The 12,363-nt window shown below is 42.9% G+C and carries 9 protein-coding genes; 5 read left to right on the top strand and 4 right to left on the bottom strand.

The annotated features are described in order from the left end of the window. Window positions 1-214 precede the first annotated feature (214 nt). Window positions 215-1,312, bottom strand: coding sequence for an OmpA family protein (locus tag CXF82_RS10810; RefSeq protein ID WP_102038305.1), 1,098 nt, complete (start codon window positions 1,310-1,312; stop codon window positions 215-217). A 234-nt stretch (window positions 1,313-1,546) separates the two neighbouring features. Further along, window positions 1,547-3,913 (bottom strand): phosphoketolase family protein, encoded by a 2,367-nt coding sequence (locus CXF82_RS10805; RefSeq protein WP_101090446.1) that lies wholly within the window; start codon window positions 3,911-3,913, stop codon window positions 1,547-1,549. Between the two features lie 425 nt (window positions 3,914-4,338). Between CXF82_RS10805 and CXF82_RS10800 the strand changes: the two genes are divergently transcribed. Both CXF82_RS10800 and yaaA read left to right on the top strand, forming a co-directional pair. Beyond that, window positions 4,339-5,781 (top strand): alanine/glycine:cation symporter family protein, encoded by a 1,443-nt coding sequence (locus CXF82_RS10800; protein ID WP_101090445.1) that lies wholly within the window; start codon window positions 4,339-4,341, stop codon window positions 5,779-5,781. Window positions 5,782-5,914: 133 nt separating this feature from the next. Next, window positions 5,915-6,688 (top strand): peroxide stress protein YaaA, encoded by a 774-nt coding sequence (gene yaaA, locus CXF82_RS10795; RefSeq protein ID WP_101090444.1) that lies wholly within the window; start codon window positions 5,915-5,917, stop codon window positions 6,686-6,688. Window positions 6,689-6,755: 67 nt separating this feature from the next. On the opposite strand, the gene CXF82_RS10790 is transcribed toward yaaA, so the two are convergent. Then, window positions 6,756-8,156 (bottom strand): M28 family metallopeptidase, encoded by a 1,401-nt coding sequence (locus tag CXF82_RS10790; RefSeq protein WP_101090443.1) that lies wholly within the window; start codon window positions 8,154-8,156, stop codon window positions 6,756-6,758. Window positions 8,157-8,291: 135 nt separating this feature from the next. Between CXF82_RS10790 and CXF82_RS10785 the strand changes: the two genes are divergently transcribed. Next, the gene (locus tag CXF82_RS10785) at window positions 8,292-8,606 is read left to right on the top strand and encodes an ArsR/SmtB family transcription factor (protein ID WP_101090442.1); all 315 of its coding nucleotides are present in this window, start codon (window positions 8,292-8,294) and stop codon (window positions 8,604-8,606) included. Window positions 8,607-9,254: 648 nt separating this feature from the next. Here CXF82_RS10785 and rpsT read toward each other — a convergent pair. Then, entirely contained in the window at window positions 9,255-9,521 is a 267-nt protein-coding gene (rpsT, locus tag CXF82_RS10780; protein WP_101090441.1) for a 30S ribosomal protein S20, read from the bottom strand. A gap of 257 nt (window positions 9,522-9,778) precedes the next feature. Between rpsT and murJ the strand changes: the two genes are divergently transcribed. Both murJ and ribF read left to right on the top strand, forming a co-directional pair. Further along, the gene (murJ, locus tag CXF82_RS10775; protein WP_102038304.1) at window positions 9,779-11,338 is read left to right on the top strand and encodes a murein biosynthesis integral membrane protein MurJ; all 1,560 of its coding nucleotides are present in this window, start codon (window positions 9,779-9,781) and stop codon (window positions 11,336-11,338) included. A 65-nt stretch (window positions 11,339-11,403) separates the two neighbouring features. Then, window positions 11,404-12,339: a bifunctional riboflavin kinase/FAD synthetase gene (ribF, locus tag CXF82_RS10770; protein WP_101090439.1), complete on the top strand. Its 936-nt coding sequence runs from the start codon at window positions 11,404-11,406 to the stop codon at window positions 12,337-12,339. The last annotated feature ends 24 nt before the right edge of the window (window positions 12,340-12,363 follow it).

Below are 12,363 nucleotides of genomic sequence, written 5' to 3'. Positions count from 1 at the left end.
ATTCTAGCGTCTAATTCTTGCTGTTTTATTAAACATTAGCTTTAGACGTGAGTAATTGGCATAAATATTAAGTCATCGCCTTAAACATTAGTAGGCGGCTATAGTGACGGTCGCTGGTATTTGAACAAAAAAATGCTCACAACAGTAACCGTTGTGAGCAAAATTTGGCAATTTACTCAATAACTGACGTAAATAGCTACATAATGATATCGACTTATTTCAATACAGGAACCTTTTCGGTACCTGTAACATGCGCGTCAATACGGCGGTTAGCTTGATTGGCTTCTACAGAGCTGCCTTCAATTAAAGGTCGAGTAATGCCATAACCTTTAGATGACACTTTACCGGGGGCAACACCATACTCGTTGATCAACACATCAGCGACGGCAATAGCGCGGCGTTCAGACAAGTCCATATTGTAGTCAGCCTTCCCCATATTCGAGGCATGACCTGCAATGGTAACCTCGGCATTTGGATGCTTACTCATATACTCGGCTAAATCTTTAATATCCCCGTAAGATGCTTCTTTTACGGTCGCTGAATTATTATCGAATTTAGCTTCAATTTCGAATTTGTCTTCAGCTTCTTGGTAGATTGTACATCCGTTAGCATCAACCTTATGAGTAGATGGTGTATCGGGGCACTGATCCATATCGTCATTTACACCGTCATTATCTGAGTCGGCAATGATAACGGCAGCTACAGGAGCGATAGGTTTTGTTTTGCTACCAAAGCGATAACTGAGTTCAAGTCCCCAGTAGTTACTTTCCATCTCCAGTGTTTTCCACTTATCTTCGTCAAGGTTTTCATAACGACGATATTTAGCTTGGACTTTTAAATTATCAGTAATGTTATAACCAATACCCGCGCCAACGTATGGGGCGACGCCGCTGTCACTATAATACTCGCTACCGTAGTTCTTATTGTTAGACATAAGGTAGTTTAGGGCACCTGCTTCCGCTGATAAACTCCAGCGATTGGCGAAAGGCCAGAATGCTACGAGACCTAAATTCATTCCTTTAGCACCAACATCATTGAGTTTGTCTGAATAGTCGACCCATTCAGCACGGCCGAGATCGCGGTAACCCAACTCGACACCGAAGTAATCATTAAAAAGAAAACCTGCAAAAACATCCCAGGCATACGGATCATCTTTACCACAGGTTTTCATGGTTTTTTGATCGCAATTAGGCTCGTAGTTGTTAATACCGACACCGCCACCGACATACCATGGGCTCATGCCGTCTGCGGCGTTAGCGGCAAAAGGTAGCATTGAGGTGAGTAGAACTGCTTGTAAAGTTTTGTTCATCATTCGGAAATCCTTATGTTTTAATTATAAAACTCCCCGTCTACTCATTACTTAAGCAGTGCTAGCACTTATTACGGAGATCCTTTGGTTTTATAGCTAGCTATCACTATTATCAACCGCAAATGTGACATTTTCCACTTTATTGTTAATATAAATACTTAAGTTAAAAGAAAAAAGGGTGCTTTCGTTGGAAAGCACCCTTTTATTTAGTCTAAATACACTAACCTGATTAAGGTCTTATCGTGTCCACACCCAGTTTTCAATGCTTATAGGGTCTACACCGTTAGCCTTGATATAGTTTCTGTGGTCAACCAGACGTTGCAGCATATCTGTGGTTATAGCGATATGTTGGCTTTCGTCAATAACGCTTTGCTGGAACAGTTTGTACGCCATGTCGATAACGAGGTGGTAACGCGATGTACCATTACGAACACCCATATCAAATGGAGTCGTCGTTGAACCTTCCTCTTCATAGCCTTTAATTCTAAAGCGGTCACTACCTTTGTAATCGAATACAAGTTTCTTAATGGTATTCGGGTATCCGTGGTAGTTAAAGACAACACCTTTATCAGCAGTGAACACTTCGTCCATTAACCATGGCTTGCTTTGGAATTTTAAGCTACCCAAACCGCTGCTGGTTAGCTCGGTAACGCTGACGAAACGGATGCGTACACGAGGTAATAGTTCGCGGATCAGTACCAGTGAAGCCATTGCTTCTTGAGTAACGTAATCACCACAACCAACAAGCACCACATCTGGGTTCTCGTCTGAAGCAAAGTCCCACACCATGACACCGTCTTTAGCCTGACTGCGAGCTTCATCTAGTGTTAACCATTGTGGTAGATCTTTCTTACCAGCAACGATGATGTTGAGCTTGTCACGATCGGCATAAGCACGTTCGGTGTAAACCAAAGTACTGTTACCGTCAGCTGGTAAGTAAGCAGAGATGATCTTAGGATGCTTCTCCAACATTGCGCCCAAGAAAGATGGGTTCTGATGCGAGTAGCCATTATGATCTTGACGCTCTAGCAGCGAAGACAATACTACGTTACATGCCGGCACTGGTTTACGGAAATGTACACCTTGGCTTGCATAAACGTACTTACAATATTGGTCAGCCATTGATGAAATAACTTGCGAGAACGCTTCATAGGTTGGGAACATCGCGTGACGACCCGTTACCGTATAACCGTGGAGCATGCCGAAGAGTAAGTTTTCAGATAGCAACTCAATGACACGACCGTCGCGAGACATATCTTCGTCCCAGCTTTCGATAGGCCACTGCCATGCACGATCAGTTTCTTCAAACACTGCTTGCAGTTGGTTTGAATAGGTCTCATCAGGACAGAAAATACGCAGGTTACGTTGGTCACGGTTGAGTTTAAATGCATCACGCATCCATTCACCCATCTTGAACATTGACAGCCCGCGTTGACCACGTGGTGTTTCAGCGCCATAAGCGAGTTTTTCAAGATCTGGATTGGTTAAAGCGCGAACCACTTCACCACCGTAGCTTAAGTGTTGACGACCACAAGCTAACGCTTTTGGTGGCATTAATGACAGAATATCTTTGTCAAAAATCAGTTCGCCTTTTTCGTTGATGCTGTATAGCTCATCGAACTTATAGCTGCCTAACCAAGTGTTAAGCGCGTCAAGGTGGCCCTTATCTGTAGCACACTTGTTGACGATAACTTGGTGAGATTCACAGTTACCTTCTAATTTTTTACCGCCATATTCAGCAGTACCAGTCCAGCCTTTAGCGGTACGCATTAAAATGACAGGCCAGCGAGGCTTAACAACATCTTCGCCAGATCTTGCGCGAGTTTGAATGTCATTAATCATTTTATATGACAAGTCCATCGCTGCTAGCATCTGCTCGTAAACGTCTTCTTCAAGCTGATCATCAACAATAATCGGGTGGTAACCAAGACCACGGAACTCAAGGTCTAGTTCTTCATGGTCCATTCTTCCCATACGGGTAGGGCCAGAAATTTTATAGCCATTAATATGAACAATAGGTAAAACAGCACCATTGTTCTTTGGTGATACGAGACGGTTTGCATACCAAGATGCAGCAAGAGGACCTGTTTCTGATTCACCATCACCAATGAGGCAAGCTGCAATCAAATCTGGATTATCAAGCACTGCGCCCCAAGCGACGGACAGAGAATAGCCAAGTTCGCCACCTTCAAGAATTTGTCCCGGAGCTTCTGGGTTTGCGTGAGAAGGATAACCATATGCCGCAGAGAACTTTTGACAAATGTCCGTGATACCTTCCTCATTATAAGGAATAGTTTCAGGATAGAAGTGGCTTAACGAACCTTCCATAAACAGGTTAGCTTGTACTGCAGGAAAACCATGACCTGGACCAACAAGGTAAACGAATGAACGATTGTGCTTAGCAATTAATCTATTAACGTTAGCATAGACAAAGTTAATACCAGGGCAAGTTCCCCAGTGACCAAGTAATCTTGGTTTTATGTCTGTGTGCGCTAAAGCACGTTTATGTAGTACGTTTTGCTTTAGGTAAATTTGTGATGTCGCTAGAAAGTTTGTTGCTCTAACAAATTTCTTTAAGGAAACGATCTCTTGTTGATGTGACATAAACAACCCCGTTTGGTAATCATAAAGTTAAACAAATTCTATATGACATACTATATTTGTAACTTTATTACAAAAATGTGCCCTGTATCGTATTTATAGAAAGTTTTTTGCACTAATTAATGTAGTAAAGTTAGATGTGATTGCCATGTTAATTTAGTTAATTATATTGAGTATGCTTGGCGTTTTGTGTGATTCGGTTGTCAGCTAAATGATGAAATGTGACCTGTATCACTCAGGGTTGAACCAATGCTATGCTATTTTGCAGCGCGGAATGCGGCAGGCGTGGTGGTAATTTAATCACGTATAGGATAATTCGAAAAGAAAATCTGTTGTCATTTAAATACTTTAGGAAGGAAAAATACAAGCCAAACCTAATCCAGAGTGAAAGCGCTTGATTATGTTTGTCATGGGGATAAAGAATAATTATGTTTGAACCGTTAATTAATGCAGTTGAATCTGCCGTCAATGCTGTCAATGGCCTACTGTGGGGAAGCTTACTAATTTATGTATTAGTGGCAGCGGGTGTGCTATTTACTTTTCGTCTAGGTTTTATTCAGTTCAGATTATTTGGCCACGGTGTCAAATTAGTGATTAAAGGCCGTGAAAAAGTGAATGGTATCTCCTCTTTTCAGGTTTTTTGTACATCGATGGCTGCAAGAGTAGGCACCGGTAACATGGCGGGAGTCGCCGTTGCGATAACTGTTGGTGGTGCGGGTGCGATTTTTTGGATGTGGCTGATTGCGCTGCTCGGTATGGCGACTGCATTTATTGAGTCAACATTAGCACAAGTTTATAAAGTAAAAGACGATGAAGGTCAGTATCGTGGTGGACCTGCGTATTATATGGAGAAAGGCCTAGGTAAGAGATGGATGGGAACCTTGTTTTCTATTCTACTTATTATCGCTTTCGGTTTTGCCTTCAATGCCGCACAAGCTAATACCATGACCGACGCGCTGAACAACGCATTCGGTTTGGATAAAACCATTGTTGGTTTAGTGATTGTGATGGCATCTGCATATATTATTTGCGGTGGCTTGAAAAAAGTCGCTCGCGCATCTGAATTGATTGTGCCGGTAATGGCTGTTGCTTATTTAGCAGTAGCAATTGCGGTATTGGTATTGAATATCGAGCAGGTTCCAGCAGCGCTAACACTGATTGTTAAAAGTGCCTTTGGTTGGGAGGAAGCTGCTGGTGGCGCGATGGGCGCGATGATGGCCGGTGTTGCACGTGGCTTGTTCTCTAACGAAGCGGGTATGGGAAGCGCGGCAAATATTGCTGCATCAGCTACACCAAACCCTAATCACCCAGCATCACAGGGTTTTGTGCAAATGATCGGTGTATTTGTCGATACCATCGTCATCTGTACTGCTTCTGCTGCGATTATTTTGTTGTCAGGTGTGTTAGACAATCCTGGTGAGCACAAGGGGATTGGTCTATTGCAATTGGCACTAAGTAACGAGCTTGGTGGTTGGTCTGCTTACTTCATTGCATTCGCAATTATACTGTTTTGTTTCTCGTCAATTATTGCTAACTATAGCTATGCCGAAAACAACATTATGTTCCTGACTAAAAGTAAAAAGGTGCTGTATGTTTTCCGTGTCCTAGTATTGGCGATGGTGATGACAGGTTCAGTGGCCTCTTTGCAACTGGTGTGGAACTTTGCCGATGTATCAATGGGGTTAATGGCGCTGGTAAATATTTCTGCGATAGTGTTGCTTTCTAAGGTTGCCTTTGCGGTAGTGAAAGATTACGAACGTCAAATAAAAGCAGGTGTTTCTCCAACGTTTGATGCTAGTCAATTCCCAGAAATAAAGGGGATTGAAACGGGTGAATGGACTAATGATGAGCCTATTGCAAACAAATCTTAATATAGGATTAACCGCTCGGTGCGGTAAATTGAATTAACACAATCTAAAAAACCACGCTTTATAAGCGTGGTTTTTTTGTTTTTGATCAGTATGATTGTCTCAGTTTAAGAATATCTCTGTATAGGACATCATAATGTTAATCTTGGTTTCACCTGCAAAAACGTTAGATTTCGAAAACCCAGCGGGTACTGAACGTTATTCAATGCCGACGTTGTTGAGGCAAAGTGAATTGCTGATTGATGTCTGCCGTGAATTAACCCCGAGCGATATTGCATCGTTAATGAAGGTTAGCGATAAAATAGCAGGCTTAAATGTTGCTCGATTTGGTAGTTGGCAGCCTAATTTTACCCCGGAGAATGCTAAGCAAGCCATATTTGCTTTTCGTGGTGATGTTTATACCGGGCTTGATGCCGATACATTATCTGAGGCGAGTCTTCAAAAAGCGCAGCAACAGCTGCGGATCCTATCGGGTCTTTATGGCCTGTTGAAACCACTCGATTTGATGCAAGCCTATCGATTAGAGATGGGAACTCGTTTGGGTAACAGTAGAGGCACTAACTTGTATCAGTTTTGGGGAGATATCATCACCGATGAGCTCAACCAGACGACAGACGCCCAAAATGATGAGTTCATTATTAACTTAGCGTCAAATGAGTACTTTAAAGCCGTTAAGCATAAACAGTTAACTGCAACGCTTATAACTCCTGTTTTTAAAGATAAAAAGAATGGCCAATACAAGGTTATTAGCTTTTTTGCTAAGAAAGCCAGAGGTATGATGGTGCGTTACCTATTAGATAACAAAGTCGATACGTTAGATGCACTGATAAAATTTGATAGCGCTGGCTATTGTTACAGTGAAGCAGATTCAACAGTAAGTGCCCCGGTATTCTTGCGAGAAGAGCAGTAGTTGGCGGTAGTATATAGCCGATAAAAAAAGCAGCCTAATGGCTGCTTTTTTGTTGGGTTAATCGCGATTATTTGACAGTAATGGGGCGTAAAGTAATTTTTGACTGCGCCATTAAGTACGCGAACTGCGCATATGCGGCAACATTTTGCTGAAGCGCAGCGGGCTCAATTTTGTCTAAAGTATCGTTTGGAGTGTGATGATAGTCGAAGTAATCGCTCCCATCTTGCCTTAATGAGGCTACTGGCACCCCTTGTGAAGGTAACATCGAGACATCAGGGCCTCCTGATGCTCTGTTATTGCCTAAGGCAACACCATTATTAGTCATAGGTGTCGTAAGGGCTAATAACTCGGTATAAGCGGTTTCACTGGCTCTATAATCGATCTGATAGATCCTACCAGCACCAAAGTCTGACTCGGCGGCAATGTAGTGCTTATCTAACTCGGCCTTATGGGCTTTGGCATAAGCTTTGCCGCCAACTAAACCGAGTTCTTCAGCTGCATATAAAACGACTCTAATGGTCCGAGCAGGTTTTGTTGGTAAGTCTTGAATTAGCTTGCCCGCGGCCGTGACAATAGCCACACCAGCACCATCATCAATCGCGCCAGTACCTTCGTCCCAAGAATCTAAGTGAGCGCCAATAAGTACTATCTCGTCGGGCTTGCTAGAACCGGTGACTTCAGCAATGACATTGTATGAAGTGGCAAAACCTTGGTTTTGTGCCGTCAACATCAGGTTGATTGTGATATTTGCATCACGCTTAAGCATTGCATTAATAAGATCGGCATCAGGGTTCGACATTGCTGCAGCTGGAATTTTGGCAACGCCATCTTTATATTTCATCATGCCAGTATGTGCCATGCGGTCGTGATCCGTTCCAATAGAGCGGATCATAATGGCTAAAGCGCCTTTCTCTGCTGCTGCAATCGCGCCTTTTGAGCGTCCGCCGACACTTTTACCATAACCCTTACCAGTAATATGGCGCTCGGTGATCTGGTCGATAAATACAATCTTACCTGCGACATCGTTAGTTGAGGCGGCTTGCAGTGCGGCTAAACTATCAAAGCGGATGATATTGGCTTCAATGCCATTTTTTGGAGTTGATATACTACCGCCCAAAGCGGTGATGACTAATGGCTGAGGGAAAGGCGCTACAATCGATGCTTTTGCTTCGCCACGGTGCCATACCGGTACTTGTACTGGTTCTTTATAGACTTTATCAAAGCCAAGCGTCTTAAGTTTAGATTCAGCCCACTGCACCGCAATGAGGTCTTTTTCGCTACCGGCGAGTCGCGGTCCGACTTCGACGGTCAGTGATTCAACCAAATCGTAAGCAAGATCTGAGCTCAGTGCTCGTTGCTGAAGTTGCATTACAATGTGTTCGTCAGGGCTATTTATTTTGTTATTTTGACAACCAATTAAACTGGCCAAAAAGACCCCAGCCGTGAGTCTTAGATAGATGCTTTTCATGAGTTTCCTTTGTTTTTATTACACATGTCCCATTTTTGAAAACAATCTAGCAAAAAGTGTGCTTTATGTCCCGACTATATCTGCAGGGCAGCGCTATATTAGGCGGTCGGTTTGTTTTAGGAGAAATAGTTCGTAATGAATATGGAACTAATACAGCAACGAGCAGACCATGCCGTTGTGTTATTGAAGGCAATGGCGAATGAGCGCCGCCTATTTATCTTGTGCTATCTTCTTAACGAAGGGGAAATGTGCGTTGGCGAAATGAACAAGAAATTGGGATTAAGCCAATCTGCTCTTTCGCAGCACCTTGCGTGGTTACGTAAAGATAATTTGGTTGAAACGCGTAAAGAAGCTCAAACGGTATATTACTCGTTAAAGAGTGAAGAAGTTGCAGAGATCATTAAGCTACTTAATAATATTTATAGCGATAGCTTACAAACGGTAGCGTAATAGCACTAGGCTACAAGCAAGTGCTAATCTCATTTTCGCCGCTACAGTTTCAATCGTTGTTACAAATGGAGAGGCATGCCTCTCTATTTTTTTATCTAAAAATTGTGAATCCAGCCATTATACCCGTTGCATTAAAAGTTTGACCATTCAGCGTGAATTCAAAGCCCTGTAAGCGAGATGGGGATTGAAGCTAATAGTGATTCTCGGCTCTGGCATCCTCGGTAATTGCTCCATGCATGACTCTCGATAATTGCTCCTGCATTATTCTACCTTCGTCCATTCTTGGGCTCGTACCTCCTGCACTTGACCTCCATGAAGGAAGGCAATGGCATATTTTGTATGGGACAAAACAGACCATTTAGTCGTATATCTAAAGCTCACAACGAAGCTTAAAGGGCTTTGCCATTTGCTTTAAACGTTGTCCGCACTCGTTAAGCGACTCAGATTTCCCACTTCCGCTTTGCAGTGGCTTAAAAGGGATCAACCCTTTTCACCAATGCGCCTTGAATTGAAAAGTATGAGGTGCTCTGAATGGGTCAAATACTTAATGCAATTGGTATTAGAAGCATGGCTCCGGCATTAAACTCAAATTTTAGACATAAAAAAACCGGCCGAAGCCGGTTTTTACTTTTGCTTTAAAACTAAAACTTAAGCAGCAAGTGCTTTAATTTTAGTGTTTAAGCGTGACTTATAACGAGCAGCCTTATTCTTGTGAATAAGACCTTTAGTCGCCATACGGTCAACAAGTGGTTGTGCTGTTACGAAAGCGGCAGTAGCTGCTTCGTGGTCGCCTGCATTAATTGCAGCAATTACTTTTTTTACGTAAGTACGTAGCATTGAGCCACGGCTTGCGTTGTGCTGGCGACGCTTCTCAGACTGAAGTGCGCGCTTCTTTGCAGACTTGCTATTAGCCAAGGTGCAACTCCTAAAACTGTGTTTGGTATTTTTGAGGTCGAGGAATATGCCCTATTTATGTCATTTTGTCAATGACAATAGTCAAATCAGTTTGATTAACTCAAAATAATCTAACCAGCTTGGCTTTCTTCAACCTAACTCGTGTAATATAGTGCGCAATTCTAGCAGGTATTGCTACGAGACAATAGGGGGAGCGCTAATTAGTGCGTGGTATCGCCCAATTTTTTTAGCTCTATACACATGGGGCAGGGGGCGTTTTGAGTAGAAAGCTATTTAGGTCAGGCATGATAGTCAGTGCTATGACACTAATTTCACGTGTTTTAGGGTTAGTGAGAGACGTTGTTATCGCTAATATTATGGGCGCAGGCAGTAGCGCCGATGTTTTTTTCTTTGCTAATAAAATTCCTAATTTTTTAAGGCGTCTGTTTGCTGAAGGTGCTTTTGCACAGGCATTCGTCCCAGTTTTAACCGAATATCAAGAAAAAAACAGCGATGAAGAGATAAGAGACCTACTGGGTAAGGTCGCTGGTACGCTCGGTGTGTTAGTTAGCGTTGTAACCTTGGTAGGCGTCATAGCGTCACCCGTGTTGGCAGCATTGTTCGGTGGTGGTTGGTTTCTTGCTTGGTTGAATGATGCTCCAGGCGGAGAAAAATTTGAACTAGCCGCGTTAATGTTGAAGATAACCTTTCCCTATTTATGGTTTATCACTTTTACCGCATTGGCGGGATCTATTCTAAATACTCGCGGGCGTTTTGCGGTTTCTGCTTTCACCCCAGTGTTCCTCAATATAGCCATTATTGCCGCAGCTCTGTTTTTGGTTCCCAATGTTGAACAGCCTGAAATAGGATTAGCATGGGGAGTGTTTTTTGGTGGCTTGATTCAATTTTTGTTCCAAATCCCTTTTCTTATCAGAGAAAAAGCGATTGTTAAACCAAGCTGGGGATGGCGTCACCCTGGGGTGACTAAGATTCGAACTTTAATGATCCCAGCACTTTTCGGGGTGTCGGTGTCACAAATCAATCTGTTATTCGATACATTTATCGCTAGTTTCTTAATGACGGGTTCAATCAGTTGGTTGTATTACTCTGATAGATTACTTGAATTCCCATTAGGGCTGTTTGGTATCGCAATAGCGACGGTTATTTTGCCTGCATTATCTAAACGTCATGTTAACGCTGAGAGCGAAGGGTTTTCACAGACAATGGATTGGGGCGTTAAAGCGATTATCTTATTAGGTTTACCGGCCATGTGTGGCTTGATTATGCTTGCTAAACCCATGCTGATGGTGCTGTTTATGCGCGGTGCGTTTACCTATGATGATGTTGAAATGGCATCATACAGTTTGATGGCATACGGTAGTGGTCTACTGAGCTTTATGTTGATTAAAATTTTGGCACCGGGTTATTACTCTCGCCAAGATACTAAAACGCCAGTGCGTTACGGTATTATCGCCATGGTAAGTAATATGGTGTTTAACCTCATTTTCGCCATCCCGTTCGGCTATGTCGGTCTTGCTATTGCGACTTCTATGTCAGCGGCACTTAATGCTTGCCTGCTATACAGAGGGTTGCATAAAGCGAATGTATATCGGCTGAGTACCTCGACGATTATGTTTTCCGTTAAGACGCTGGTTGCGGCACTGATTATGTTAGCGGTTATTTACTATTTGCAGCCATCCATCGCTGCTTGGTTAGATTTTTCGTTGTCAGAACGTGGAATAGAGCTTGCTAAATTGATTGTAATTGCAGCAACCTCGTACTTTATTTGCCTAGTTTGCTTCGGAATTCGCCCTTGGAAGATGAAAGCTGCAGTTTGAGGGCTGATTATAAAGACTAGCTGGTATATAATCCGCCCATTTACTCTCATGTGTCGTGTAGGATAATGGAATTAATCCGCGGTATTTATAATATTTTGCCTAAGCATCATGGTTGCGTATTAACAATAGGCAACTTCGATGGTGTTCATCGTGGCCATGCGGAAGTGATTAATCGGCTTGTAGAAAAAGCGCAACACCTGGGCTTACCTGCAGTCGTAATGACATTTGAACCGCAACCACAAGAGTTTTTTCGATGCGAAAATGCACCTGCTCGTTTGAGCTTATTACGCGATAAGCTAATGTTGCTCGATGAGTTAGCGATTGACCGGGTGTTATGTGTGAACTTTAATAAGAAGTTTGCTGATTTTAGCGCAGAAGATTTTATTGAACAATTATTGGTTAAAGCACTCGGTATTAAGTACTTAGTGGTTGGCGATGACTTTTGTTTTGGTCGCCAGCGTCAGGGTGATTTTGACATGCTACGTAAAGCCGGTGAGAAACACGGTTTTGCAGTAGTGAGTACGCAAAGCTTTATTTTAGGTGACAAGCGCGTCAGTTCTACAGAGGTAAGGCAGCTACTCGCTAGCGGTAATATGGAACAAGCAAGACGTTTGCTTGGACATCCCTTTATCCTTAGTGGCAAGGTTGCGCATGGTCAAAAGATTGGGCGAACCATAGGTTTTCCCACGGCTAATATCGCGTTAAAGCGCAAAGTCTCGCCTGTTCGAGGTGTTTTTGCGGTTAAGCTTTATTGGGACAATAGCGATATATATGAAGGCGTAGCAAACGTCGGTTTTAGACCAACAGTGAATGGTCAAGTATGTCAGTTAGAAGTCCATTTATTTGATTTTGAAGGTGACCTTTATGGTAAAGCCGTTGAAGTTGAGTTGGTGGCAAAGATTAGAGACGAGCAGCCATTTGGATCACTAGATGCGCTGAAAAAACAAATTGAAAATGATGCCAACAGAGCGAAAGCCCTGCTTGGCAGCGATGCAGGCTAATAGCTTAGCTAACAAAATGGTAAA

This window comes from Shewanella sp. GutDb-MelDb, assembly GCF_002836075.1.
GTDB lineage: Bacteria > Pseudomonadota > Gammaproteobacteria > Enterobacterales > Shewanellaceae > Shewanella.
The sequence above is the reverse complement of the archived record's forward strand: the minus strand, read 5'-3'. Positions and strand labels throughout refer to the sequence as shown.